Annotated in this window: 26 protein-coding genes; 8 read left to right on the forward strand and 18 right to left on the reverse strand. The window is 62.6% G+C overall.

Annotated features, from left to right (window positions below):
• Positions 1 to 34: 34 nt before the first annotated feature.
• From SPHS8_RS05585 to SPHS8_RS05600, 4 genes are all read right to left on the reverse strand, one after another.
• Positions 35 to 1417 carry a sensor histidine kinase gene (locus tag SPHS8_RS05585; protein WP_201514611.1) on the reverse strand — a complete coding sequence of 461 codons (1383 nt, stop codon included), beginning with the start codon at positions 1415 to 1417 and terminating at the stop codon, positions 35 to 37.
• Positions 1417 to 2508 carry a DUF2336 domain-containing protein gene (locus SPHS8_RS05590; RefSeq protein ID WP_201514612.1) on the reverse strand — a complete coding sequence of 364 codons (1092 nt, stop codon included), beginning with the start codon at positions 2506 to 2508 and terminating at the stop codon, positions 1417 to 1419. The genes SPHS8_RS05585 and SPHS8_RS05590 overlap by 1 nt, the downstream gene beginning before the upstream one ends.
• Before the next feature lie 46 nt (positions 2509 to 2554).
• Entirely contained in the window at positions 2555 to 3721 is a 1167-nt protein-coding gene (locus SPHS8_RS05595; RefSeq protein ID WP_201514613.1) for a hypothetical protein, read from the reverse strand.
• 78 nt (positions 3722 to 3799) lie between these two features.
• The gene (locus SPHS8_RS05600; protein WP_201514614.1) at positions 3800 to 4102 is read right to left on the reverse strand and encodes an Hpt domain-containing protein; all 303 of its coding nucleotides are present in this window, start codon (positions 4100 to 4102) and stop codon (positions 3800 to 3802) included.
• A 79-nt stretch (positions 4103 to 4181) separates the two neighbouring features.
• Here SPHS8_RS05600 and SPHS8_RS05605 point away from each other — a divergent pair, with 79 nt between their 5' ends.
• On the forward strand, positions 4182 to 6854 hold the full coding sequence (locus tag SPHS8_RS05605) for a hypothetical protein (protein ID WP_201514615.1): 2673 nt from the start codon (positions 4182 to 4184) through the stop codon (positions 6852 to 6854).
• A 239-nt stretch (positions 6855 to 7093) separates the two neighbouring features.
• Here the strand turns inward: SPHS8_RS05605 and SPHS8_RS05610 are convergent, their stop codons facing one another.
• The 9 genes from SPHS8_RS05610 to SPHS8_RS05650 form a co-directional block, all read right to left on the reverse strand.
• Positions 7094 to 9205, reverse strand: a complete 2112-nt coding sequence (locus SPHS8_RS05610; RefSeq protein WP_201514616.1) for a GumC family protein — start codon at positions 9203 to 9205, stop codon at positions 7094 to 7096.
• Positions 9205 to 9915, reverse strand: coding sequence for a polysaccharide biosynthesis/export family protein (locus SPHS8_RS05615; protein ID WP_201514617.1), 711 nt, complete (start codon positions 9913 to 9915; stop codon positions 9205 to 9207). The genes SPHS8_RS05610 and SPHS8_RS05615 overlap by 1 nt, the downstream gene beginning before the upstream one ends.
• A gap of 123 nt (positions 9916 to 10038) precedes the next feature.
• Positions 10039 to 11334 (reverse strand): UDP-N-acetyl-D-mannosamine dehydrogenase, encoded by a 1296-nt coding sequence (gene wecC / locus SPHS8_RS05620; protein WP_201514618.1) that lies wholly within the window; start codon positions 11332 to 11334, stop codon positions 10039 to 10041.
• 90 nt (positions 11335 to 11424) lie between these two features.
• Positions 11425 to 12198 carry an exodeoxyribonuclease III gene (xth, locus tag SPHS8_RS05625; RefSeq protein WP_201514619.1) on the reverse strand — a complete coding sequence of 258 codons (774 nt, stop codon included), beginning with the start codon at positions 12196 to 12198 and terminating at the stop codon, positions 11425 to 11427.
• A gap of 66 nt (positions 12199 to 12264) precedes the next feature.
• Positions 12265 to 12591, reverse strand: coding sequence for an iron-sulfur cluster insertion protein ErpA (gene erpA, locus SPHS8_RS05630; protein WP_097092845.1), 327 nt, complete (start codon positions 12589 to 12591; stop codon positions 12265 to 12267).
• A 76-nt stretch (positions 12592 to 12667) separates the two neighbouring features.
• Positions 12668 to 13393, reverse strand: a complete 726-nt coding sequence (locus SPHS8_RS05635; protein ID WP_201514620.1) for a M23 family metallopeptidase — start codon at positions 13391 to 13393, stop codon at positions 12668 to 12670.
• Positions 13394 to 13502: 109 nt separating this feature from the next.
• On the reverse strand, positions 13503 to 14258 hold the full coding sequence (locus SPHS8_RS05640) for a ferritin-like domain-containing protein (protein WP_236574977.1): 756 nt from the start codon (positions 14256 to 14258) through the stop codon (positions 13503 to 13505).
• 50 nt (positions 14259 to 14308) lie between these two features.
• Positions 14309 to 14770, reverse strand: coding sequence for a thioredoxin-dependent thiol peroxidase (bcp, locus tag SPHS8_RS05645; RefSeq protein WP_201514622.1), 462 nt, complete (start codon positions 14768 to 14770; stop codon positions 14309 to 14311).
• A complete protein-coding gene (locus SPHS8_RS05650; RefSeq protein ID WP_201514883.1) occupies positions 14754 to 17426 on the reverse strand; it encodes a bifunctional [glutamine synthetase] adenylyltransferase/[glutamine synthetase]-adenylyl-L-tyrosine phosphorylase in 2673 nt (890 codons plus the stop codon). Before SPHS8_RS05650 ends, bcp begins: the two co-directional genes overlap by 17 nt.
• A 121-nt stretch (positions 17427 to 17547) precedes the next feature.
• On the opposite strand from SPHS8_RS05650, the gene SPHS8_RS05655 reads away from it, so the two are divergent.
• Both SPHS8_RS05655 and SPHS8_RS20350 read left to right on the forward strand, forming a co-directional pair.
• Positions 17548 to 17733 carry a hypothetical protein gene (locus SPHS8_RS05655; RefSeq protein WP_328805322.1) on the forward strand — a complete coding sequence of 62 codons (186 nt, stop codon included), beginning with the start codon at positions 17548 to 17550 and terminating at the stop codon, positions 17731 to 17733.
• A 70-nt stretch (positions 17734 to 17803) separates the two neighbouring features.
• Complete coding sequence (locus SPHS8_RS20350) at positions 17804 to 18133, forward strand: hypothetical protein (protein WP_236574978.1); 330 nt, start codon at positions 17804 to 17806, stop codon at positions 18131 to 18133.
• A 16-nt stretch (positions 18134 to 18149) separates the two neighbouring features.
• Here the strand turns inward: SPHS8_RS20350 and ypfJ are convergent, their stop codons facing one another.
• Positions 18150 to 19025, reverse strand: a complete 876-nt coding sequence (ypfJ, locus tag SPHS8_RS05660; RefSeq protein ID WP_201514623.1) for a KPN_02809 family neutral zinc metallopeptidase — start codon at positions 19023 to 19025, stop codon at positions 18150 to 18152.
• 144 nt (positions 19026 to 19169) lie between these two features.
• Between ypfJ and SPHS8_RS05665 the strand changes: the two genes are divergently transcribed.
• The 5 genes from SPHS8_RS05665 (at position 19170) to SPHS8_RS05685 (ending at position 23899) form a co-directional block, all read left to right on the forward strand.
• Positions 19170 to 20348 (forward strand): DUF3734 domain-containing protein, encoded by a 1179-nt coding sequence (locus tag SPHS8_RS05665; RefSeq protein WP_201514624.1) that lies wholly within the window; start codon positions 19170 to 19172, stop codon positions 20346 to 20348.
• The gene (locus SPHS8_RS05670; protein ID WP_201514625.1) at positions 20345 to 21136 is read left to right on the forward strand and encodes a 3-hydroxybutyrate dehydrogenase; all 792 of its coding nucleotides are present in this window, start codon (positions 20345 to 20347) and stop codon (positions 21134 to 21136) included. Before SPHS8_RS05665 ends, SPHS8_RS05670 begins: the two co-directional genes overlap by 4 nt.
• Positions 21137 to 21253: 117 nt before the next feature.
• Positions 21254 to 21808, forward strand: a complete 555-nt coding sequence (locus SPHS8_RS05675; protein ID WP_097091987.1) for an opacity protein — start codon at positions 21254 to 21256, stop codon at positions 21806 to 21808.
• 122 nt (positions 21809 to 21930) lie between these two features.
• On the forward strand, positions 21931 to 23286 hold the full coding sequence (locus SPHS8_RS05680; RefSeq protein WP_201514626.1) for an amidohydrolase: 1356 nt from the start codon (positions 21931 to 21933) through the stop codon (positions 23284 to 23286).
• Between the two features lie 25 nt (positions 23287 to 23311).
• Entirely contained in the window at positions 23312 to 23899 is a 588-nt protein-coding gene (locus SPHS8_RS05685) for an arsinothricin resistance N-acetyltransferase ArsN1 family B (RefSeq protein WP_201514627.1), read from the forward strand.
• Here SPHS8_RS05685 and SPHS8_RS05690 read toward each other — a convergent pair.
• Genes SPHS8_RS05690 through SPHS8_RS05705 form a run of 4 tightly spaced genes read right to left on the reverse strand, consistent with a single transcriptional unit; the run spans position 23896 to position 26489 of the window.
• Positions 23896 to 24927, reverse strand: coding sequence for a nucleotidyltransferase domain-containing protein (locus tag SPHS8_RS05690; protein WP_201514628.1), 1032 nt, complete (start codon positions 24925 to 24927; stop codon positions 23896 to 23898). The genes SPHS8_RS05685 and SPHS8_RS05690 overlap by 4 nt on opposite strands.
• On the reverse strand, positions 24924 to 25787 hold the full coding sequence (locus SPHS8_RS05695; protein ID WP_201514629.1) for an HprK-related kinase A: 864 nt from the start codon (positions 25785 to 25787) through the stop codon (positions 24924 to 24926). Before SPHS8_RS05695 ends, SPHS8_RS05690 begins: the two co-directional genes overlap by 4 nt.
• Entirely contained in the window at positions 25784 to 26065 is a 282-nt protein-coding gene (locus SPHS8_RS05700) for an HPr-rel-A system PqqD family peptide chaperone (protein WP_201514630.1), read from the reverse strand. Before SPHS8_RS05700 ends, SPHS8_RS05695 begins: the two co-directional genes overlap by 4 nt.
• A gap of 58 nt (positions 26066 to 26123) precedes the next feature.
• Positions 26124 to 26489, reverse strand: coding sequence for a hypothetical protein (locus SPHS8_RS05705; RefSeq protein WP_236575014.1), 366 nt, complete (start codon positions 26487 to 26489; stop codon positions 26124 to 26126).
• Positions 26490 to 26495: the final 6 nt, after the last annotated feature.

Consider the following 26495-nt stretch of genomic DNA (forward strand, 5'->3'; position numbering starts at 1 on the left):
CGGCGCCCAACAGGGCGCCGTTTTTGTTTGCGGCTTATTCGCTGGCCGGCAGGGTCAGCATGAAGCGCGCCCCTCCATCAGGGGCATCACCGATGTGAATATCCCCGCCCATGGCAAGCGCCAGCCGCCGCGAAATATAGAGGCCAAGGCCACTACCGCCAGGATCGCTGCGGCCAAGCCGCTCGAACTTATGGAAAATCCGCTCCCGCATATCCTCGGGAACACCGGCGCCCTGGTCCATCACGGCAATCCAGGCCCGCCCTTCATCGACGCCGGTCTCGATCCTGACTTCACTATCTTCTGGCCCATAGCGCACCGCATTGCCGACGAGGTTCATGAGGATCTGTAAAGCCCGCCGGAACTCGCCTGTCGCGATGGCTTTCTGATCGGGCTCTGGCGAGATGATCCGGATCTTGCGGCTCATAGCCTTGACGAGAAACAGGCCCGCCGCCCGCCGCCCGATGTCGGCAAGGTCCACATCCTCGGTAGCAACGGTAAAATCCAGCCTGTCGATCGCCTGCAAGTCAGCCAGATCGTCGATCAAAGCCATCAGATGGCGCCCGGCCGCTGCGATATCGGACGCGTAACCCGCATAATCCGGCCGCAAGGGACCGTCGAACTGGGCGTTGATGGAATCGGCATTGGCGATGATCCGGCCCAGCGGCTGGCGCAGGGACCTGTCAAGGCGACGTCCGAATTCCGCCGGATATATGACGACGGCCGGTGCAGGCGGCACATGCGGCGCAAGGATGGCCCGATCCAAGGGGAAGGCCTTGCCCCGATAACCCAGCAGCTGCCCAGCCAGATCGAACATCGGAAAACCGGACAGGCGGAAACATTGTTCGGGTTCTGCGATCAAGGTGGCGATCTGGTCGCGAAAGGCTCGCCGCTGCGCAAAGCCGCGCAAAATGGCAAGGTCGCCTTCCTCGTCAGGGCGCAATTCAAAATAGCTGGTCAGACGGCTGCCCGGCAAAGGCGGTGTCCGTGGCAGAGCGCTTTCCGGCCCAGCGCCCTCCAGCACCATCTGAAACCGCAACTGCGTATCGACTTGCCAGGTCCACCCTTCCGAGACCGCCGCAATGTCTGCTTCCCGGCGTATCATGTCCGTGGGCGCCGCTGCCGCGGCCCGCTCGTTCCACTCAATGACGGAAAGCTGCACTCCGTCAGCTTCCGGTTTGGCGCGCACCCACATGTCCACGTCACCCCGCTCGGTGGCGGCGGTGACAGTACGGGACACGGCAATGGAGAGCCGCGACGCCAGCCGCGCCAGCGCCGCGAGTTGAGGAATGGCAAGGACCGCCCCGACATCCGACCCCGCCTCCCGCTGCAAAGCCAGCAACGGTGCATCTGCGCTCAGCAGCAATCCGTTCGCCGCCACGGTAGCGCGGATGATGGCAGGATGCGCCGGCATGTTCATCAGGTGGTGATCCGCCGCAGATGATCGATTTTCGCGCGGAGCGAACGAGGCGCGCGCAAGGCATTTACCAAAGCGTCCGCCTGCCCCTCTGTCAACGACTGATACCGTTCTGCCTCGACGATGATGGCAGCGTCTGTCAGTGAAGGTCGTACGGGACGCAGCGCCAGCAACAAGTGCCGGTAGTCCGCATCCGAACCGCCGAGCGACCGGCAGAGCGCCGCCAGTTCACTGATAGGCCCCATCACCAATATGTCCGCCACATGCGCGCCATCCATGCGGAGCCGTCGGGCTGCAAGGGACGCGAACAGCAGGAAGCGCCTCTGGCTGAGGGCTGCCCCCAGCAACTCAGGCATGTCGGCTCGTGATCCCAGGCGCCGCACCAGCCTGTCCGCCGCAGCAATCGGCCCGCGCGTTTCGTCATGTTCGGCCAGCAGCGCCCAGCCTGCCTTTTCGAAAGCAGGCAATATCTCTCCGGCGTCTACAAGCGAGGCGCGCTGAACGACTGCCATCAAACATGCCGCCGCAGTCCACATGAGCTCGGCATAATGTTCCGCCGGAAGGTCCGGCTGCATTGCGTCGTCCTCTCCGCTCAGCGCCAGCCAGCGCCCTTCCGCCATGGCAAGCGCAACGAGCGATTCGGTCACGGCAGGATCATCGGCCGGAAAGAGGATTTCCGCCTCTGTTTCATCCAGCCGGTCGTCCGGCTGGCCAAATTGCCTTAGCAGGAGCGTTACGCCAGCGCGCATCTGCATATGGGACAGCAATGCCGGTCCCAGCAATGTCGGTTGGGCGCAGATGGTGGGCCAACAAACAGGTTCAGGATGCTGCGCCAGGATGCTCGTCAAGTCGGGCCGTTCCAGCGCGAATCGCAGCGAATGCTCGATGCCAGCGACGCAGCCACCCAGATGGCGGCGTGTTTCCGCCATCAGTGCGTCATGCCGCTCCCGTCCCTCATTGGGAAAGAAAAAGGCCAGATCAATGGCATGACCTACAGGAACGGCGGACATGCCGGCCAGGACGGGAGCCGCAGGCCAACTGTCCGCCGCAGTCGGTCCGGTAAGGAACGAAAAGGCGCTCATGACGGGCAACATAGCTGCACGTCCTTAAAATGCACTAAACCCTATCGCCGAAATAAATTCAGGTCGCTTTGCGTAAGATGATCGCGCCTGCGGAAGCGATCGCGGCCAGCATCGCGACTTCATAACCCATCATCGTCGCTCCTAGCAGCGTCGTCAGCAACAACAGAACGACGGCGCTTGCAGGCGTGAAGATCATCCACGCCCTGACGCTCCCGGTCCGTTGCCAGCGATCGGCCAACTGGATGATTGCTAGCAGCAGCGCGAGGCATGTCGCCAACACACTGCCACCGGCCAGCGATATTCCTCCGACGGCGAAGAAGGGAACGACAAAGCCTACCCACCCGGCCGGGGGAGCGCGAAGAGCGAGCTCGTCCAGCCTATCCGCAATTTCGGCGAGCGCCAGTGCCACAAGCAACAACAGAAACCCTGTCGCGGGCCAGAGCAATTCGATCGGCACCAGCGCGATAGCCCCCAGCGCCATGGCGGCAACGCGCACCTGCGTCGCGGGAACCTGCGTGCGCATCAAAGCCGGGCTGAACAACCGGGCAGCGGGGCACAGGAGATAATGTTCAGCCAGGCCGCGCACCCTCTTCGCCAAGGATCCGGCGGACATCACCGCCTGGGCGACAAGGTCCGCCTGTGCCTGCCCATCGACCAGCGCGACACGGCCGGTCAACAGGTCATCCTGCGGCACCGTGATCCGCCGTGCGCCATTCTGCACCGCCGCCCGCACAAGCGTCAGCGACAGGTCCCAATCGCCGATCATGTCGAGCGTACCGAAAAGCAGGTCCGGACTTATCCGGGCAAGGCCTGCCCAGCGCTGCCCCGCGTCGATCCGCTCGAACGGAGCGCTGGCGCGGCTGTCGTCGGTGACCAGAAGGGCATTGCCATCCCGCTCCGCGATCGCATCGAAATGCCCCTGCGCGATGACGACGCCGTCAGCGACAAGGACGACATCGGCGTCGCGCGGCGCGTCCCGCACCATGGAGACCATATCGCGGATCAAGGCGACAGCGATGCCATCGGCGCTCAACCGATCGACGGCCTGCGACAGGGCGGGCGTGATGACGCTCACCAGGATCATTATCCGGTCTGCCCCGGCCCGAGCGGCCTGCCGCGCTTGATATTCCACCAGCGTCTGGCCCGCAAAGTGCAGGCTGGCGCGAAGTGCGCCCGAAGAATCGCTGGACGCCCGGCTGGCGCTGAGAATGGCGGCAAAAGTCATGCTGAGATGGAACTGACCCGTTCTTGTGTGACCCCGCCTTTTCGCAAGGCTGTTGCCATCACGCAAGCTTGCTGCGGTTCAGCTCTGCTGAAGCCGGTCTATCGCCATCCGCAATTGACGCAAAATGCGCGGATCTCCGGGCGTACAATCCGCCGCCTCATCAGCCAGCGCCATCAGATGGGTGAGGCCAAAACTCGCCGCCAAACCCTTCAGCCGCCATGATGCGACTTCCCAGCCGACATCATTCTGCGCGTTGCGCAGAAGATCGAGTTGCCTTTCGGCACTCTCCATGAAGGCCACACGCAGATCCGCGATCAGCGCGAAATCTTCGCCGACAGCGGCAGCAAGAGCAGCATTCAGGGCGCCAGGATCATAGGACATGGGCCGAACGCTATCGGGCTTGCGTTAAGTTTTGGTAACAGGGCATTTTGTTGCGCTGAAAAGATGATAGGATGGGGTCATGAACGGGGGCAGCACCATCGTCGAATTCTGGCGAGACAAGAGCATTGCGACTACTGGCGAGTCGCAAAAGGACGAAGCACTGCTGTTGGAGCAGGTCGTCGAGGACGCAGACACCGATGACGAAGCCGTGGAGCGGCGCGATCCCTTTGATCGACGAACGCAGGCTATCTTCGGGCTGGCCGCGCTGCTGTGGCTGGGCTTTGCCGGTTGGGCCACCATATCCACGCATCAATGGCAGGCGGGACCTGCTGCCTGGCCCGGCCTTGTCACGACCATGCTCCTGCCGGTGGTGGGCCTCGGGGTCTGCTATCTGTTGCTCGCTCGCACCAGCAGGGCCGAATCGCGCCGCTATCTGGACGCCGCGCGCGTGCTGCATACGGAAGCAGAGCAGCTCGAAGCCCGGCTGAGCCGCATCAACCGCCAACTCGCTACCGCCCGCGATGCGATGCAGGATCAGGCGGAATTGCTCGATAGCTACGGCGCAGCCGCGAGCAGCAATATGGAAGCATCGGCCGAGCTGATCGCCAGCCGCGCGCACAGCACGACGGAAAAGGCCGAAGCAGCCGAGCGTGCAGGCACTGCCTTGGTCGGCCGCATGGACGCGTTGATAGCAGCCATGCCGGAACTGGAAGACCGCGCCACCCGCATGGCCGCCCAGATCATCGACAATGGCCATGCCTTGGCCGAACGTATCGACACTCTGGAAGCCCGGCTTCATGCTTTGGGCGAGTTGTCCGACGACGCGCGGGCGCGCACCCTCACCGCCACGAAGAGCCTGTCGAGCCAGCTCACCCAGCTGCAGGAAGCCACGCGCTCCGCGACGGAAGAAGTGAACGGAATGGCGGACATAGCTGCCGGGCGGATAGACGCCACGGCGCAAAGTGCCCGCCTCACGATGCAGGAGGGCGCCGCCGAAATCGATCGCCAGGCAAGCACCCTTGCCAGCCTTCTGGAAAGAGCGCGCGCGGGCATCACCAACAGTGCCGAAGCCACGATCGAATTGCTGACGCAAAATCTCGACCGGGTTGAAGGCGATGTGCGGCAGCGCTTGGAAAATGCCGTTGATCACGCACAACAAAGCATGTCGGCGGCCGATCGCGATCTCACCGCGCAGGCGGAGTCACTCCGCGCCCTTGTCGAGACCGCGCAAGCAGGAATCGCCGCGACCAGCCAGAATGCCCTTGCCGCTCTGTCTCGCGACGCCGAAGAGATCGAGCTTCAGCTTCGCGCACGCGCAGAAGCTGCCTTCGCTCGCGCCCACGAAGGCGTGACGATCACTGAGGAAGGTCTCGCCCGGCAGGCTGAGGCGCTTGACGCATTGGTCGCCCGCTCTCGCGGCAATATCGCCAGCATCGGCGATGAGACCCTCTCCGCCATTTCAGACCATATGACGGAAGTGGAGAGCCGCCTGCATCAGATCAATGATCTGGTCGAGGGACAGCGCACACTGGTGGCTGGGCTGCACACGACGCTTGGCGATGCCATCGACAACGCGCAGTCGCGCTTCGCCGCGCTGGAAGAAAACGCCCTGTCGCGCAATGACCGCCTCACTGACGCGCTTTCGCGTCTTACGGTCGAGACACAGCGTATCGATGATGCGCTCGCAGTCGGCGGGGTCACGGCAGAAAAGCTCATCAGCTGCGCCGAAACCCTGCTTGTGGCGCTCGATTCAAGCGTGCGCGAACTGGACGAAACCTTCCCGGCCGCGCTTCAGCGTTTCGATGCCCGCATTTCCACCAGCCGCGAGCTGCTCGACAGCGCGGCCCCCGAAATGGAGCGTTTGGAGGCAATTTCCGAAGCGTTGGTCGGCCGCACGCAGGAAGCCGAAGAGCTGCTGCGCGGCCAAGGCCGTCGGCTCACCGAATGGCTGGAAAGCACGCAAAGCGGGGTCGAGGCCAATCGCGAGCTGGTTGAAAAGCTGCGCACGGCACTCGACCATGCCCATGAAGATGCAACGCGGATCACCGAGGGCGCTGGCCCGTTGCTGGTGACCGCCTTGCTGCGCGTCAAGGACACGGCTGATCAGGCCGCCGAACGCGCGCGCCAGGCATTGGGCCGCGCAATTCCAGATGCGGCGCAGTCGCTCGCCGAAGCAAGCGAAGTCGCGCTGCAGCAGGCTGTCAATGACAAGGTCACAGCGCAGATCGAAAAGCTCGCTCAAGTCGCGGAGGAAGCCGTTCGGGCGGCGCACCAAGCGTCCGATCGCCTTACGCGGCAGCTACTCACCATCGCCGATACGAGCGCCAGCGTTCAATCGCGGATCGAGGAAGCAGAACGAGCCGCAGAAGACCGCGACCGGGATCATTTCGCCCGCCGCTCTGCCCTGCTCATAGAATCGCTCAACAGCACCTCGATCGATGTCGCCAAGATCCTGTCGAACGATGTGACGGATTCCGCTTGGGCTTCTTATCTAAAGGGAGATCGCGGCGTCTTCACCCGCCGCGCCGTCAAGCTGCTGGATGCAGGCGAATCGCGCGAGATCGCGTTGCATTATGACAATGACGCCGAGTTCCAGGAGCATGTGAACCGGTACATTCATGATTTCGAATCCCTGCTGCGGATCATCCTGTCGGCACGGGACGGCAACGCGCTCGGGGTTGCCGTGCTTTCGTCGGACATGGGCAAGCTCTATGTCGCCCTCGCCCAGGCTATCGAGCGGCTTCGCCAATAAACGCGTGGCCGTGGGTTCATCCCGGCTACGCGTTTCCATTCCATGGTACAGCCATTCTTCAGCGGCCAATACCACCTGCTGGGTGAGGGATACGTCCATAAATCATGCGGACGGGGCTGTGACTAACGCCATCACCCGGCACCAATGGAAAATCCGATCAGACTGGATCGGACCATGCTCCATCAGCTTTGGTCTTCCGCATTTCTTACGCCAGCAGATACGTCTGCTTCGAAAATGCACTAACCGTTTCTGTGATACTCATATTCGAAGGCGCGCCCCTGCTGCTTTGTCAGCACCGCACCGATGATCGCACCGCCCGCTCGGCGCAGACGGTCCACTGCCACGCGCAATCCGCCATGATGATTGCGGCCCCATTCCACGATCAGCACCGCCGCCTCTGCCTTTGCTGCCAGCAGCGACGTATCGGGAACCCCCAGGATAGGGGGCGCGTCGATCAGAACCGTATCATAGCCGCCCTGGACGTTCGCCAGCAGCACATCCAGAGCGGAGGTTGACAATAGCTCTGCCGGATTAGGCGGTATGGCGCCGCTGGGCAGCAGCGATACGCCGGGAATTCCACTCTGCACGGTTACGTTCTCCGGCTTCGCCTGCCCCGTCATGACCTCGCTGAGGCCCCGGTCAGGCGTGATGCCGAACAGGCCATGCTGGCGCGGTCTGCGCATATCGGCGTCGATCACCAGCACCTTGCGGTCGAGCTTGGCCAGCGCCAAGGCCAAGGCGTGGACGGTCGAAGACTTCCCCTCTCCTTCCTGAGCGCTGCTGACCAGGATCGACTTCGGCAATCCTGCGGAGGAGGCAAGCAACAGCGAAGATGCAATGGGGACGTAGGTTTCCGCAGCCGGCTTGTCGGTCACGGGGACCGTACCCAGCAATGGCATGTTAGCGCGCTCCGCCAATGTGTCGGCAGACGTCACGGCGTCATCGAACACATGCCGTCCCGCAACCATCAGCAAACCCAAAAGCAGACCTCCCAGCGAGGCCATCAGCATGGTGGTGCCAATATTGGGAGAAGATGGTCGTGAAGGAACGGCGGCACGGTCCAGCGGCTGGATGCGCCCTGCTTGAAACCCCGCCTGCGACGCCATGTCGCGATAGCGCTGGAGCAGGCTGTCATGCAGCAATCGATACGTATCGACCGACCGTTCCAAAATGCTCATCTGCACGCCGCGCCCACGTTCCGCCTGCGCTTGGCGCTCCACACCCGCGATCTCGGCTTCGATCTGTTTTTCGCCATGGACGGCAACGTCAAACTGCTCCCGAAGGGACGCGCGGATGCTGTTTGCCATCGCCGCAGCCTGATCGTCGAGCGCCGCCAACCGGGCGCGCGCCTCCCGCATTTCCGGATGGGCATCCTTGCGGAACTGCCGTTCCTCCACGACTGATGCCCGGGCTTGCGCCCGCTGCGCCATCAACTGTTGCATGGCGCCATTGTTCAGCACTTCAGGCAGCGTCTCGACGCTCGACAGACGCGCGCTTTCCCAGCGCTTCTGCGCCGCGATCCGGTCTGCCATGGCTTGGGCGCGAAAGGCATTGAGTTGCGCGAGCCGGGTCGCGGTCGTGCCCGCGGAGTTCTCAGGCGGACCATCCCTGGTGCCAGCGGCTTGGGAAGGCGACCCATTCCTCGCGGCATAGGTTGCAAGATCTCGCTCGGCGCGCTCCAGATCGCGGCGAGCGGCATCCAGTTCACCCAACAGGAAGCGCCGCGCCTGAACCCCGGATTCGAAGCCCCGCTTCAGGTCCGCCCGGATCAGACTGTCGGCATAGCTGTTCGCCACCCGCGCCGATAGCGTCGGGTCCGCGCTCGTGAAACTGATGCGGATGACACGGCTTTTGCCGGGCAGCTGCACGTCCAGATTTTCGCGGAGAAGGTTGATCACCGCCTCTGTTTCCACCTGCCGCTGGCTGAGCGATCCCGATCCCTGCTCGGGGCGCCGTTCATCCATGCCGTCGAAGAAGGTGCGGCTGCCCACCAGCGCCAACTCGCGCGCGACATCTTCCGCAAGCGCGCGGCTGCGCAGCACTTCCTGCTCGGTTTGCATCAGCGCTTCATTGTCTGCGGGCGCGACCGGCCGCTGGGTCGCCCCTGCCCCCGCCGCTCCTGCGGGCACATCCTCGACCTCCACCGACGCAGTCGCGCGATAATCGGGGGTGGAGAGAAGGATGAAGATGATGCCCGCCAATACGCAAAGCGCCATGGTGACCAACAGGATGATGCGGTGCCGCCATATCGCTGTCCATGCGGAACGAGCTATCGTCACCATGCGAGCGCTACGCCCTTCCGGCATCGCGGAGGCGCGGTCATTGTCGATGCGGATGATACGTCCCGCCATCAACGATCTCCGTCCAGCGCTATGAAGGCCGCTCCCAGCGCCGGGAGAGCCAGCAGCGTACCGCCCAGGATCGCTTTCGCCCGTGACAGGCCGACAATGATTGTATCACCGGGTAGGACCTCAGGATCAGCCGCCTCACCCTTGCGGATCGCGTCCAGGTCGAACTTGGCTGCTTGCCGCTGGCCCTGCACCTGACGGACAATGACGATCTGCTTCAGGCTCGCAAGGCGGCTGGGACCCTTCGCCAGGGCGACGGCTTGCAGCAGCCCGGTGCGCCCTTCGATGGGATAGAGCCCAGGCTCCCTCACCTCTCCATCCACCGTGATGCGGCGGCCTACGGCCTTTTTGACGAAGACGGTGACTTGCGGCGAGACCAGATAACGCTCGCCCAGCCTGCCCGCGATCACGTCGGACGCCTCGCCCGCCGACAGCCCGGCGACCGGCACGTCTCCGATCAACGGCATTCGGACCATGCCTGCCGCCGTCACCTCGGCATCTTCCAGCGAAAGTCCGGGCTCATGATAAATCTGCACGCGCAGCACATCGTCGGGCGCGATGCGATAATCCATGCCCACCGCCGGGGCGGCAGGCATCAACGCATAGGCCGCAGCCTCACGCGCGGCATCTTCGGCCGTCGCACATCCGCAAAGCAGGGCGCAGCCGAAGAGGATGCCCAAAGTCTGATGCGTCCTGTCGGTCGGCCTGCCCATCGATGACAAATTCCCCACATATTTCAGGCATTCCGCCAGACGGCGGATGCCTGCGGTGGGGTTAGCGAGGCGAAATGGTCATGGCAACCACGGCCACGCGCTCGCGCAACGGTCCGCAGTCGGTCAGACCGCGATACGCCCCGGCTGATCGTGCGGCAGGCGGCGAGGCTGGTCAGGCCATACCCCGCGCGTGTCGTAGACCGCCTTGCCAAGACGCTCGTCCACCGGAACTGATTTGAACATGTCATGATCAACCAGAATGACGAATACGCCACATTGTTCCAGTGCCGTATCGAGATCGATCAGTTCCGCCCCAGTGCCTGCAAATTCCATCGGCAAGGCGTCGGCATAGGGCTCGACCAGTTTGATCCTGCGGCCATAGCGGCGGGCGAGGCGGCTCGCCACTTTCACCGCCGGACTTTCCCGGAAGTCATCGATGTTCGCCTTGAACGCAAGGCCAAGGCAAGCAACATCCTCGCCCGCAAAGTCATCGATCAGGTCCGATACCTTTGCAACGACATGGTCGGTCTTGGCATCATTCACTTCCCGTGCCGCCCGGATAAGGCGGCTGTTTTCGGGATCCCCATGAACGATGAACCAGGGATCGACGGCGATACAATGTCCCCCAACGCCCGGTCCGGGCTGAAGGATGTTCACGCGTGGATGGCGATTGGCCAGGCGGATCACTTCCCACACATCAATGTCCATACCCTCGGCAATGACGGACAATTCGTTGGCGAAAGCGATGTTGACGTCACGGAAGCTGTTTTCGACCAGCTTCACCATTTCGGCAGCACGCGCGCTGGTGGTGATGCATGCGCCGCGCACGAACTGGCGGTAAAAGGCCAGCGCTTTGCGGGCGCATCGCGGCGTGATGCCGCCAATGCAACGGTCATTGTCGATAAGTTCGACAAGGATGCGGCCCGGCAGAACGCGCTCTGGGCAGTAGGCAATCGCCACGTCTCCTGCAGTGCCGGGGCCCGGCATCTTCAGGTCAGGGCGAAGTTGCGCGAACAGGTCCCGCATCGCTTCGGTCGTGCCAACGGGCGAGGTTGACTCCAGGATCACCGTGTCGCCCGTCTTCAACACCTCGGCAACGGTCCGTGCGGCGTTCAGCACATAGGAAATATCGGGAGCGCGATCCTCCGCCACCGGAGTGGGCACTGCGATGATGAAGACATCGCTCGGTTCGACGGTCAGGCTGGCCCGCAAATTTCCGCGCGCAACAACGCCCTGGACAAGGCCGTCGAGATCAACTTCCTCGATATGGACACGGCCCGAATTGACCGTCTCCACAACATGAGCGCTGACATCCACGCCGACGACCTGAGCTCCGCCGCGCGCAATCAGGGCCGCAGTCGGCAACCCGATATAGCCAAGGCCAATGACGGAAACCTTCTGCTGCTTGTCGATGGGCATGCTTCAATCCTGGAAATCGATCAGTTGCCGCTGTTTTTGAAGGCAAAAGCTGAAGATTCCGGTAATGACGCCTGATCGAGCAGGCCCTGATTACTCGCGCAGTTCGACCCAGGTCGGCGCGTGGTCGCTTGCTTTTTCCCGCCCGCGAAAATCCTTGTCCACTTGTGCGTCCACCAGGCGATCGGCCGCCGCAGGGCTCAGCAGCAGATGGTCGATGCGGAAACCGGCGTCGCGTGGCCAGGCGTTCATCTGATAATCCCAATAGGTCCACACCCCGCCTGCCGGGTGGCGGCTCGCAATCGCGTCGGTCCACCCGTCGCCCAGCAATCGGCGGTAAGCGGCGCGGCTCTCCGGCTGCATCAGCGCGTCGTCCGCCATCGCCTTGACCGAATAGACGTCCCGGTCCCGTGGGATGACATTATAGTCGCCAGCAAGGATGGCGGGCACTTCCTCCGCCCAGATTTCGGTTGCACGGTCGCGCAGGCGCTTCATCCAGCGCAACTTGTAATCGAACTTCGGCCCCGGCTGCGGATTGCCATTGGGCAGGTAGATGCTGGCGACGCGAACGCCCTTCACATCGGCTTCGATATAGCGGCTATGCTCATCCTCGGGCTCGCCCTCCAGACCCCGGCGTATCTCGGTCGGCGTCTCACCACGCGCCAATATGGCAACGCCGTTGAAGCCCTTCTGCCCGTGCCAGATCGCGCCATAGCCGACATCCTCGATGTCCTTCAGCGGGAAGGTCTCGTCCGAAGTCTTGATTTCCTGAAGGCAGGCGACATCGGGCTGCGTTTCGTTCAGCCATTCCAGCAGCCGTGGCAAGCGCGCCTTGATGCCGTTGATGTTGAATGTCGCGATGCGCATGGGGCTTTTCTCCTCCCGCGCATCCCTAAAGAGAACAGCAGCCCTTAGACAAGGGAGCCCCCAAGATTAAATGGAAAAGCTCGATCCGCAGCCGCAGCCAGCGGTGGCATTGGGGTTCGTCACCTTGAACGCCGATCCGCCAAGGTCAGACACAAAGTCCACCGCCGCGCCGCGCACCAGGTCCAGGCTGACATCATCGACGACCAGCGTCACGCCATCCCGCTCCACGGCCAGGTCGTCCGCCTCCACCGCATCGGCCAAACCGAACCGGTACTGAAAGCCCGAACATCCGCCACCCTCGACGGCAAGCCGCAGGATCGCTGGCTTGCCCTGCTTGGCGGCGATCGCGGCCACACGGGCAGCGGCGGAAGGGGTAAGGTCGATGTCAGACATGCGCATTAGATAAGGTCAAGCAAAAGGCCCGGCAACCCATCGGCGCCGAGCCTTGCACGCAAAAGCGGCTTGGCCGTTAATCGGCTTCCTTTTCCTGCGCCTTGGTCGGGCCACCCATCGCGATCGGCGGCTTCGTGTTCATCGCCACCAGGACGTCGGGGCCGGTGACGAAAGGCATGGGGTTGATCGCCTGACCATCCACGCGGACTTCATAGTGAAGATGGCTGCCGGTCGAGCGGCCCGTCGATCCCATCAGGCCGATCAGCTGGCCACGACGGACAAAGCTGTTGGGGGCTGCGACCAGCTTGGACATGTGGCCGTAACGGGTCTCAAGACCGCCACCATGGGTGATCTGGACCAGATTGCCATAGCCGCTCGCCCAACCGGCGCGGCTCACGATGCCATCTGCGGTAGCGTAGATCGGGGTGCCGACGGGACCGGGAATATCGATGCCCTTGTGCATCCGGGCGCCGCCATTGAAAGGATCGGAGCGAACGCCGAAGTTCGACGTCAGCGACAGCTTCAGCACCGGGCGTCCGGTCGGGATATTGTTGTTGGCGGCCTTCACGCCACCATCAAGCCGCTGCATGCTGGAAAAGAGATTGGAAAAACCGATGTCGGCCGGGCCGAGCGCGCTGTTGTTGATTTCCGACGCCTCACCATAAGGATCGTCACCGACCGCCTTCGCCTGGGCTGGAACGGCGGCGCACAACACACCCGCCACACTCATCACACCAACAGACTTGCACGCAGACAGGAACCATCGCGCGCCACGCGCATTCATAGAACGAAGAAACAACATGCCGACCCCGACTTATCCTCCGGAGGCTCTTTAAGCCTCTCGGCGCTCCCCGTGTTGACCAAATGCGACCTAGATCGCCACCCGCATCATCAAAAGGACATTTCCCGTCTCATTGTGCAAGCGCGCCGTAAAAATCCAGCGTTAAACCGGCTTGTCGACGCGCCGAGTCGTTGAACGGAGGTTTGAGCGACCCGCGAAAATGGCGTTTTACAAGGATTTGGTAATGATTTGCGGGGGTCAGCCCCTCTCGCTTCGCCGCATGTTCGAACCACCTTGTCCCCGCCGCCACATGGCGAATCTCATCTGTCATAATGCGGCGCAACATGCGTGCCGATATAATGTCCCCGACGCTTTCGAACCGCGCGATCGTGGACGGCGTGATATCCAGCGCACGCGCTTCCAGCACCATCGGAACGATCGCCAGCCGTGCCATTGCATCCTGCGCGGTTTCGGACGCCGCCTGCCACAATCCATCATGCGCGGGCAATTGACCGTAAAAGCTCCCCAACTGCCGCAAGCGCCGGTCCAGCAAGGCGAAATGCATCGCTTCCTCCGCGCCCACCTGCATCCAGTCATCGACAAAACCTTGCGGAAACGCGCTTCCAAACCGTCCGATCAGGTCAAACGCGAGGTCGATTGCCACGAACTCGATATGGGCAAGCGCATGCAGCATCGCGATCCGCGACCGATCGGAACCGATCTTGCCGCGCTTGGGCATCTGGTTGGCGGGCAACAGCAACGGAGCATCCGGCCGCGCAGGCGTATCCGGCATCGCGGCATCAAAGCGATGCGCCAACCGGCCCTGCCGCCAGCACCGGGAGGCGGCGCGCGCCGCCATCAGCTTGGCTCGCGGCTCCGGCGTCATCAGTACATGCGCGCAGGCCTGGCCTACGCCTTCAACCTCGCGCGGCAAAATCAAAGCGCTTTCGCGGCCTCCAGCACCTCGGCTGCATGGCCCTTCACCTTCACCTTGGGCCACACGCGCAGGATCTTGCCCGATGCGTCCGCCAGGAACGTGGCCCGCTCGATCCCCATATATTTGCGGCCGTAGAGGGATTTTTCGACCCAGGTGCCGAACGCTTCGCACGCGTCACCAGGCTCGTCGGAAGCAAGCGTGACGTTCAGGCCGTATTTGTCAGCGAACTTCTTGAGCTTGGCGGGCTTGTCCTTGGAAATGCCCACCACCGGCACGCCCAGCGCGGCGAACTCGCTCGATAGATCCGTAAAGTCCTTCGCCTCGTTCGTGCAGCCCGGCGTATCCGCCTTGGGATAGAAATAGACCACGACCGGCCTGCCCCTGAACCGCTCCAAGCTGAAGTCGGCGCCGTCCGCATCCTTCAACGTCACGTTCGGCAGGCTATCACCGGCTTCCAGCATCTTCTTCCTCCGAATAGGGCGCCGACAGCGCGGCCCAGGCATCGCCCACCCTTTGCCGGGCCTGCGCATAGCTTTCAAGCAGCGCGTCCCAGCTTTCGACGCCGCATGCCCGCGCGACGAGCGGACGGGTAGCTTCCGGCGGCTCCGTCGATTTGGGCGAAACCAGCCGCGACACAATCAGGAAGCGCGTGATCAGGTCGTGCGCATCGATCAGCTCGGCTGGCAGATGGCCCGCCCCGACCAGTTCATCCAACGCCGCGCGAAGGTCGGGATTGAACGCCATCTCATGCTTGAACTGCGACACATGGATCAGGAATTCCAGATCGACCAGCCCTCCCGGCACCAGCTTCACGTCCAGTTCGCTGGCAGGCGGCTTGTGTTTGGCAATGTCGCTCCGCATCTTGACCGCCTGCCGCGCCAGTTCCGGAAAATCGCGCGGGCGCTCCAATGTCTCGGCAAGTATGGCGCTCAACGCAGCCCGACCGCTTGCGGACCCGAACACCGGCCGCGCCCGCGTCAGCGCCAGATGCTCCCAGGTCCAGGCTTCCTCCCGCTGATATTTGGCGAAACTGTCAAGACTGACCGCCAGCAGCCCCTGCGCGCCCGATGGCCTAAGCCGCGTATCCACCTCATATAGCGGCCCGGCGGCAGTCTGAACCGATAACGCATTGGTTATGCGTTGCCCCAAGCGGTTGAAATATTGCGTCGCCCCCAACGGCTTTTTTCCATCGGATTCCTTCATGAAATCGCCGGAAAAAAGATAGACCAGATCCAGATCAGAAGCATGCGTCAACACGCCCCCGCCCAATCGGCCCAGCGCCAGGATCAGCATCTCGCCCCCCGGCACCCGCCCATGCACCGCTTCAAATTCCTGGATGGTCGCCCGCGTCAGCGCCTCGATCGCGGCTTCCGCCACCCGCGAATAGCCGCGCCCCGCCTCCAGCGGATCGCTTCCACGAATGATCTGGGCCCCCAGCGCGAACCGCCGGTCATTGACGCGCTGCCGCACCCGATCCAGCAGCGCCTGATAATCCTCGCCCTGTTCCAATTGCGCGAACTGTTCCGCAAGCTGATCCACCGCAGGCGGCGGATCGAAGGCCGATGTATCGATAAGACCATCGAGCAATTCGGCCCGCCGCCCCAACGCATCCGCCAAAGTCGGCGCGTGACTCAGCAGCTCCGCCATCAACTCCGCCAGACCCGGCCGCGCAGCCAGCAGCTTGAAAAAGTTGATCGCGCTCGGCAACCGCCCGATCAGGTCGTCCAAGCGGTTAAGCGCCCGCACTGGGTCCGGAGCGGCGGCGAGCGTCCGCATCAGGTTCGGCAACAAATCTTCCAGCGCTTCCCTGGAGGCCGTGCTACGCAACGCCCTGACCGTCCCTGTACGCCAACGCCCGATCCGCGCAACCGGCGCTTCCGGATCAGCAAAGCCCATCTCGGCCAGCTGGTCCGCGAGCCGCTCTTCATCATGCGACAGCGACTCCGCTTTCTGGGCTGGTGTCAGCTGGTCATAATTGGCTCCGACCCATTCCACCTTGGGCCGCAGCAGCTCGATCAGATCCCCACCGGTCTCCAGCCCATGCAGCCGCGCCACATTGTCCATCGCTTCAGCGGTCTTGGGCAGCTCATGCGTTTGCCGATCCTCCACCATCTGCAGCCTGTGCTCGATAGTGCGGAACAGAACATAGGCCTCGTCCAGCTTCCGGGACACTTCGGCATCGAACACCCCCGCCGCCGCCAGGGCTTGCAGCGCCTCCCGCGTATTTCCCGACCGCAGCGCCGGATCGCGCCCGCCATGGATCAGCTGGTGAGTCTGGGCAAAAAACTCTACCTCACGGATGCCGCCGCGTCCCCGTTTCAGGTCATAGCCGGGCCCGAAAGCCTGACCCTGCGCATAATGGTCGCGTATCCGCCGCGAAATATCCGTGATGGCATCGATCGCGCCGAAATCCAGGCTCCGCCGCCATACGAATGGGCGGATCTGCTGCATGAAATAGTCACCCAGCGCCATGTCCCCGGCTGCCGGGCGAGCGCGGATGAAGGCCGACTGCTCCCATCCCATCGCCATCGACTCATAATAGCCGATCGCCGCCTCCACCGGCAGCGCAATGGGGGTAGCTTCAGGCGATGGCCGCAACCGCAAGTCCACGCGGAACACATAGCCATCGCCATCGCGCGCGTTCAGGAGTTCGCTGACCCGCCTGCCGATCCGCACAGCCGCATCCGCCGGGTCCTCCCGCTCGCCATGTGGCAAGGTAGCCGGATCGTAGAGCAGGATCGGATCGATGTCGGACGAGTAGTTGAGTTCGCGGCTGCCATGTTTGCCCAATGCGAGAACGACGAACCCTTTAGGTTCCGCGTCCGGATAGCGTTCGGCAAAGGTCGCGAGCAGCGCTTCTTCCAGGGCTTGGTCGGCAAAGGCGGACAGGGTACGCGTAACGCGGTTCAGGTCCCACGCACATGACAGGTCAGCAGCAGCCGTCACCAGCGACAATGCGCCCTTGCGCCGTCTCAACGACCTGGCGATGCCGTCATCGGGACCAGACACGTCACGCGCCGCATTGAGTGCCGCGTCGACATCACCCGCAGCCAGCAAGCCCGTCACATCCGGAAACCGGTCCATCTGCCTGGCAAGAAACGGCGAATGCGCCCGCATCCGCTCCAATGCCGCCGCCCAATCCGTCACGCAACTTCTCCGATCATGGCGGAGCTATCGCCCGAGGCTGCACTGAAAGCCAGAAACTTTTCCCGCCTATGCCCGTTGTATGAACATGGAAATGCAGCGCAAATCAGCAGGCCGATCAGGCAATGGGCGAGCGAGCGCTGACCGCAGCTTTATGACCGTGGGCGTGCCTCAGCCATATGAAGGCGTTGGCAATGCGCTTCGTTCCACCTTTCGCGCAGGGCGCGAGAGCTTGCCTTGGGACATGCTGGATTTGCTGGACAAGCTCGACCGGCACTAAGGCTGGCGGCAGGACTTTATTTACCGCAAACCGTTAAGACGAGCGCCTCTTTGATCCAGGATGCGCTTGCATGCTCTACAAGGCTTTTGCTGTCATTACGCTGGTGGCGGCACCCCTGATCGTCCTGATGGTTCAGGGGCTCGCGCCTCACGTGCCTGCGCAGAACATGTCCGCACCCATGCGGCCCGTCGCTGAGCAAGCCGTCCCGTCGCCGCAACCTATCGCAACGCCTGCCGCGGAGCAGCCCGCGTCGTCGCCAATGTCGTTCGGCCAACCGATGCCGGAAGCTGGAAAACCCTTTCTCTCACCCGGAAACGGGCTTCCCGGCACATCATCTGCTCCGGAAAGCGGAGCGGCAGACAATGATGCGGATGCAAGTTCGGACGCTCCTCAATTCTGATCCCTGAAAAGAGCACTCATCGCGCCGCCGACGCGAAAGTATCGCATTGAGCAGGATCGCCGCTGTCCAGTCCCTTCCGCAGCCAGGTCATCCGCTGCTCGCTGGACCCATGGGTAAAGCTTTCCGGTACGGGACGGCGTCCGGCTGCCTTCTGCAATGTGTCATCGCCGATCGATTGCGCGGCTGTCATCCCTTCCTCCAGGTCGCCCGCTTCCATCAGCCCCGTGCGCTTCGCCCAGACGCCCGCATAGCAGTCCGCCTGCAATTCCACGCGCACTTGCAAGGCATTGCCTTCTTCCTCGCCAACGCTCCGCTGGCGCTGCTGCACCTGGCCCAAAGTGCCTTCGAGGTCCTGCACATGATGCCCGACCTCATGCGCGATCACGTAGGCCTGGGCAAAGTCCCCGGGCGCGCCAAAGCGTTGGCGAAGCTCTGTGAAGAAATCGGTGTCCAGATAAACCTTCTTGTCGTTCGGGCAGTAGAAAGGTCCCATCGCGCTTTGCGCGGCGCCGCAGCCCGACGCCCCAGCCTGCGAGTAGAAGGACAAGACAGTCGGCTGATATTGCTGGCCGGACTGCTGGAAAATCTGGCCCCAGACCCGTTCCGTCGATCCCAGCACCTTGAGCGACCAATGCTGGATTTCCGATAATTTCTGGGGATCGCGGCTGACCGAGACATTCTGCTGAACGCCACCCCCGCCCCCTATCAGGCTGAGCGGATTGACCCCCATGACCGCCAGGATGATGAGCACGACCACGATCCCGCCGCAGCCGAATCGGCTGCCGATGAATGGCAACAGCATGCCAAGGCCGCCACCTAGCCCGCCTCCGAAGCCGCCACGGCCGCTCTGAACCTCGAAATTCGAGCTTTCCCGTTCATCGTCCAGCCGCATGACGCCCTCTCTTTCCTCACCTGCCTAGCTGATTGCTGCGAGGGTTGGAACGGCTGCGATATGGAGTTGGTTGCTTCAGCTGATCGGATTGTTACAGCACATTAAGTTGGAACCTCCGCGCTTGTCGTTATATTGCACTGCGACATGGCCGACATAGATCCCCAAATCCCGCGCCGGGCAGGCACGCCGCTCCCTCTGCCGCAAGAAGTCGCGCTGCTGCTGCAGGGTGGCGGAGCGCTCGGCTCCTTCCAGGCCGGGGTTTACCAACGCCTGGACGAACTGGGCATCGACGTAAGTTGGGTCGCAGGCATCTCGATCGGAGCAGTCAACGCGGCAATCATCGCAGGCAATCCACCGCATCGCCGCATCAGCCGCTTGAAGAAATTCTGGCTGACGGTGTCCGGCGGACTTCCCAATATCGTCCTCCCCGAAATAGATCATATTCGCGAGGCGGCTCATCTGATGGCGGCTGGCGCGGTCGCGACCTTTGGCGTGCCCGGCATGTTCCGCCCGCGCCTATGGCCTTCCGTGCTGATGCCGGAAGGCACGTCGGGGGCAATCAGCTTCTATGACAGCGCGCCTCTTAAAGAAACGCTGGATGCCTGCGTCGATTGGGAGCTGCTGAACGATGGGCCGGTTCGCCTTTCGGTCGGCGCGGTGGACGTGGAAAGCGGCAACTTCGCCTATTGGGACACGCGGGGACCCCATGGACGCACGCGGATCGACGCGCGGCATATCATGGCTTCAGGCGCCCTTCCTCCGGGCTTGCCGCCGGTCGAAATAGACGGGCGACATTATTGGGACGGCGGCATCGTGTCCAACACGCCCCTCGCCCATGTGCTGGAACATCAAAATGACGACATGCTCGTCTTTCAGGTCGACCTGTTCCCTGCCGAAGGTCCGATGCCGCGCCAGATGACGGACGTCTATTCCCGCGCCAAGGACATTCAATATTCCAGCCGCACCCGTCAGGTGACCGATCAATATCTGCGCCTGCGCCGCGAACACAAGGCGATCAAGGCATTGCTGGACAAGTTGCCGCCGGACCTGAGGGACGATGCCGACGCCCTGCGCCTCAGACAATATCTCGACCGTGGATCTGTCAACATCGTCCACCTCATCTATCGCAGCCGCGCCTGGGAAAGCGGCGCGCGCGACTTTGAATTTTCCCGTTCCACCATGCTGGATCATTGGAGTCAGGGCCGCGACGCCGTGGAAGAGGTGATGCACAAGGGCGACCTGATCGCGCGCAACATCATCAACGGCAAAAGCGCCACCTTCGATCTTCAGGCCCCCGACACTCTCAAGGAGAAGAACGCATGACCAAGTCCCTCGCCGGAAAGACAGCGCTTATCACAGGCTCCACCTCCGGCATCGGCCTTGCTTATGCCAAGACCCTCGCGGCCGAGGGTGCGAACATCATCATCAACGGTTTCGGCGACAGCGCCGCGATCGAGCAGGAACGGCAGGCGCTGGAGCAGGCCAGCGGAGCAAAGGCGCTCTACAGCGGGCACGACCTCACCAAGGCCTCTGAGATCGAAGCCATGATGCAGGAGACGGCAAGTGCCTTCGGCGGCGTCGACATCCTGATCAACAATGCGGGCATGCAGCATGTCGCTCCGGTCGAAGAATTCCCGGTCGATAAATGGGACCTCATCATCGCGCTCAACCTGACCAGCGCCTTCCACACCTCACGGCTCGCCATCCCCTATATGAAGTCCAAAAAATGGGGGCGCATCATCCAGACGGCCAGCGCCCATTCATTGAGGGCATCGCCCTTCAAAAGCGCCTATGTAACCGCCAAGCACGGCCTTGCGGGGTTCACCAAGACGCTGGCGCTGGAACTCGCCACCTTCGGCGTCACCGCCAATTGCATCTCGCCGGGTTACGTCTGGACTCCCCTGGTGGAGAACCAGATTCCCGACACGATGAAGGCGCGGAACATGACGCGCGAGCAGGTGATGAACGATGTCCTTCTGGCAGGACAACCGACCAAGCAATTCGTGACGTTGGACCAGGTCGCCGCCATGGCCCTGTTCCTGTGCAGCGACGCGGCAGCCAACATCACAGGCGCGAATATGACCATAGATGGCGGCTGGACGGCACAGTGACAGCCGTGGCATTTTTGCCACGCTGCTGAAGCAATTGTTTTTGGCGGGGAAACCATAAGGGGCTGCTCCCGTTACCCTCGGGCATCTGATGATCAAGGCTCAAGGGAGTAGCCACATATGAAGAAGTATCTTTTCGCAGCCGCCATGCTGGCGGCGCTGCCTTCGCTCGCTCATGCGCAGGAAGAAGCTGCACCTGACGGCACCGAAGCCTTCGGCATCGAACCCTATGTCGGTATTCTGGGCGGCTATCACACCTTCGATCGCCGTTCCGAATTCGGCAGCGTACCCGGTGAAACGATCATGAACGGCGCGATCATCAGCGGCGTTGCAGGCGTCAACGTTCCCCTCGGCCCCGTCTTCGTGGGTGTCGAAGGTAACGCCACCAAGGGCTTTTCGGACATCGACTGGGAATATGGAGTGAAGGGCCGCTTCGGCGCGCGCGCTGGTGAAAGCGGCATGATCTTCGCTTCGGCCGGTTACCAGTGGGTGAACGGCAAGCAGGGCTGGCCGAACCGCAAGGACTGGATGTACGGCGTCGGCGTTGAAGTCGGCCCGAAGGATATCGGCCTTGGCGGCATCACCGGCAACAGCGGCATTCGCCTGCGCTTCCAGACCGAAACCTATGATTTCGACAGCTTCCGTCCGACCGCAGGTGTGATCTTCCACTTCTGATCCCGTCGCGGCAGAATAGGATCAGGCGCTCGTCCTCCCAAGGACGGGCGCCTTTTCATGTCAGCCACTTTCCTTGTGCCGCGAAATCTTCCTATGCTCCCATCGCACAGGGAGAATAGCCGATGCGTCACGCGTTCAATCTCATCATGGCCGCCGCCACCTTTTCGTCTGCCGCGACTGCACAGACCGGTGCCGCGCCTGTTGACACGTCTCCCGTTCCGCAACTGAACGAGATAAATGCTGAGATCAGCCGCGACATGAGCGGCCTCATGACGCTTTACCGCGACCTTCATGCCCATCCTGAACTGTCGGAACAGGAAACAGCGACCGCTGCAAAGCTTGCGCGCCGCCTTAAGGCGATGAAGTTCGATGTGACTGAGAAGGTAGGTGGCACCGGCGTAGTCGCGGTTATGAAAAATGGGGAGGGACCCGTTCTCCTCATCCGCGCGGACATGGACGGCTTGCCGGTCACGGAACAGACCGGCCTTCCTTTCGCATCGAAAGTGCGCACCAAGACGCCGGATGGGATCGAAACCGGCGTTATGCATGCCTGCGGCCATGACACGCATATGACCGCCTTCATCGAAACCGCGCATCTGCTCTCGTCAAGGAAGGATCGTTGGCTGGGGACACTGGTCATGATCCTTCAGCCAGCAGAAGAGGTCGGACGCGGCGCACGCGCGATGTTGGACGATGGGCTTTACACCCGCTTCCCCCATCCGACCCATGCCATCGCCTTTCACGACGCGGCCAACCTGCCAGCGGGCGTCATCGGCTACACGCCGGGCTATACGCTCGCCAATGTCGACAGCGTGGACATAGTGGTGCGCGGCACCGGCGGCCACGGCGCCTATCCCCAAACTGCGAAGGACCCCATCGTGCTCGGCGCACGGATCGTGGGGGCGCTGCAAACCCTGGTCAGCCGCGAGCAGGACCCTCTCGACCCCGCTGTCGTCACGGTCGGCAGCTTCGTGGGCGGCGCCAAGCATAATATCATCCCTGACGAGGCAAAGCTGCTCCTCACCGTCCGCAGCTATTCCGACGAAACGCGCGAACGCCTCATCCAGGGCATCAAGCGCATCGCGCGCGGCGAAGCCATTGCGGCAGGCGTGCCTGACGATCGAATGCCGATCGTGTCCGTGAAAGATGAATTTACGCCAGCCGCCTATAATCCGCCCGCCTTCGCCAATGAAATGGCGGGGCTGCTCAAGGCGCACTTCCCCGACGGCCGGGTGATCGAGACAAAGCCATCAATGGGGGGCGAAGATTTCGGCCGCTATTACCGGGCTGACAAGAACCTCAACAGCTTCATCTTCTGGGTCGGCGGCGTTCCCGCGGACCAGATGGCAAAGGCAGCAGCCGGTCAACTCACCCTACCCTCCCTCCACAGCCCCTTCTGGGCGCCAGAGGCCGACAAGGTCATCGCCACCGCAAGCGAGGCCATGACCGTGCTCGCCCTCAACATCCTCAAGCGATAAGTCGCGGCATCGGGGGGCCTAGAACATGACGGCAAGGATAAGGATCGCGGTAGAGGATGACGCGCCTTGCGTGGCAGCAATCTACGCTCCCTATGTGCTGAACAGCGTGATCTCCTTTGAAAGCGTGCCGCCGGACGCAGCAGAGTTCAGGGCCAGGATAGCTGCCTGCCTACCCGACTATCCCTGGTTGATCGCAGAGGTGGAAGGCCAAGTCGCCGGCTATGCTTATGCCGGACCCCATAGCGCGCGAGCCGCTTATGACTGGTCCGCCAACATCTCCGTCTATCTTGCCGCCGATCATCACAGGCAGGGGATAGGAAAGCGCCTTTACGACATGTTGGTCACTCTGCTGCGCCATCAGGGTTATCACAGTCTATTTGCAGGCATCACCCTGCCGAACCCGGCCAGCGTAGCTATCCATACCGCTCTGGGCATGAAAGACGTCGGCATCTACAAGGAAGTCGGTTTCAAATTCGGTGCGTGGCATGATGTCATGTGGATGGGCATGGCGATCTCGCCCGCCACAGCCCCGCCAGCACGGCCGACACCTTTCGCGGCGCTTCAAGATCTTGCGCAGATCGTCCCAGGTCTTGGCGCGGAGGCGCATCGCTAGGCGGGCCGGTGCCCCTTGCGCCACTTGGTCAGCAAATGCCGCGCCAGCATGAGCGGCGGCATGCGCAGCCAGTGGGAACGGACGTAAAATGCGAAGCGGAGCAGCTTGCGCGTTTCGCGGCCCCACCCATCACGCGCGAGCAAGCGAGCAATGAAAATGCGGTCACTCCATCTGAGGCAATAATCGGCCTGAATGGGCGCGCGAAGCTGGCGAACAGGAGAGCCGAACAAGCCATGCGCCAGCCTGAGCGCACGCAACACCACTGCATATAACTGATGTTCCGCAGCCCTTTTGAGCAGAGCCAGGTCGAAATCCGGTGTCCGTTCCCGAAACTGGCAGCACAGGCAATGAATATCCCACAGGTTGCGGAGCCCACCCGCCAGGTCGCCGTCTGCGAAGAGATGTGCGGCCGAATGACAGATCATATCCTCGGGCGCCAGCACCGACAGACGATCAGTCACCGGCACCGCATCCGCCAGCATCACCTCCACATCGGGTGTCGGACGCGCCGTCAGCGGCAGGATCGTATGATGCACATCGATCATCCTGTCGCGCTCACGGTGGATCATAGGCGGCAATTCATGCATCCATTGCCGGTAATAGGCGTCGTCATAGGCGTCTTCCTTGACCCACTCCCAACCGGCCGCGATCAGCCGGTCTTCGGCTTGGCTCAACTCATTCTGAGGAAGCAGGATGTCGAGATCGCCGATGAACCGCCCTCCCCCGGCCTTCAGCCCAGCGGCGGCATAGGCGGTGCCCTTCAGCAGCAACACTGGCTCCCCAAGCGCCTCCGCCGCCCTGTTCGCCTCCCACAGGGCCTGCCGCGCCTCCCGCGCAGCGTCCAGCCGGGCATCGGCCAGGATCGGCCGGACGCTCTCCGGCACGCATCGCTCATCGACGGCCAGCGCCAATGTTCCGATCAGCCGCTCCGCCCTCGCAGCCGCGATCAGCGCGTTCCATCCAGCGCTATCCAGCGCGCTGACCGAATCCGGATTCCGCAGGACCGACACCAGCAACGCCGCGCTCATATGAGCTCTTCCCACAGACGCTCGACCATGGCGATCGCGTCTTCTCCCGATGGAAAGTCGATGGCCCGCGCAGGGACATGCTTCACGAATCGGGCCAGGGCACCGAAGCCCGCTTCTCCCAAGGCGACATAGTTGGTGGAAGCCTGGGTCAGGCGCATGAAAACCTCGCCCTGACCGACCGGCCGGACATCGACGGCATGTCCGAAGCGAGGGAAAAGCAACAGCGCGGGCCGTGCCCCTTTCCCCATCCGCGCAACGGCGTCACCCTGGGGGACGAGGTGCCGGATGTCCCCCTTCGCCGTATTCCCCAACAATGGCCCCATGCGATCGGCGGAGACTTCAGCGGCGATCACGTCGATGGCGCCGTTCTTGAGCGAAACGAGCCGAGGAAACGGCAGCAACTCCCCTGTAACCAGGTCCAGCAACGCGAATTCATCACCCATAAGACGCCAGCCGCGTTCGCCAAGCTGGGCTGCAAGCGTCGATTTGCCGGACCCGGACTCGCCGGTCATGACAAGGGCACGCCCGTCCTTCTCCACGCTCGACGCATGGAGCAACAGATGCCGCCGCCAACCCAGCGCCATCTGTAGGTTCATCCCCATTTCGGCGGCGAGCAGCCCGTGACTGAGACTCATCGGCGCCGCATCCGCCAGCCCATGGTCGCCCGTTATGAAGATGGACGGGCGGAACCACTTACGCAGCAGAGCCGTCGGCTCCAGCCTGACGGTGAAATCGGCTGTCTCTCCGCTCGGCCGGGGATAGCCCTCATAGAGCTCCGCCAGCTGATGCAGCGGCTGGCGCCATGCGGAACCGATGCGAAAGGACGCAGGGCCGATCGTCAGGGAAAGCTTGTGCCTCACGACCGGCACACCAGGCCGAGCGCAGTCAATGATTCCAGATGCGCTTCGATCTCAGCGATGGCCTGTTCCGTCTCGCCCAGATCATAATGACGTTCCAGCAGGGCATGCAGTTGCGCCGCCGTCGAATCAGCTTCCTCGTCCAGGGCGTCCAATATCTCCGGAACGGGGCTGATCATCATATGCGTCTGTCCCGACGCGCGATGATAAAGGAGCGTGATGTCCTCCAGCACGCATGCAACAGCGTCCTTGTCTCGATGATAACGACGCTCTGCGGTCACGATCTGCTTTCAACTCCCCGGCGGCGCTCCTCTGTAGCGGACAGGAGTAAGCAGTTGCCTAACGCGGCATTTGCAATGATGCGTAGCAGGTAAAGCCGCTGGTCCCGGATTGAAGACGGCGGATATAGTTCAGATAGGCCTGATTCTGCTCATAGCTGGTGCCGGGCAGCCGTCCGCCGCGCAGGGCCCGCCGGACCTCCTCACCGCTATAGCTGCGTCCCTGCGTGGGCACGGCCCCCCCCGTCCCAGCCGGAACGACCTGACCATTGGGGGCGATATATTTGCCAGCCCGCGCCTGATCGGGAACGGGGATCGTGCAGTTCAGCACCGATGCAGCCGTGTTAGCCAGCGCCGGACGAATGGACACGATCGCAGACGCCGCCGCCGCGCCGCCCATCAAGATCTGGCGGCGCGAAGGCACCATGGAATC

The organism is Sphingobium sp. S6 (assembly GCF_905120495.1).
GTDB classification, from domain to species: Bacteria; Pseudomonadota; Alphaproteobacteria; order Sphingomonadales; family Sphingomonadaceae; genus Sphingobium; species Sphingobium agri.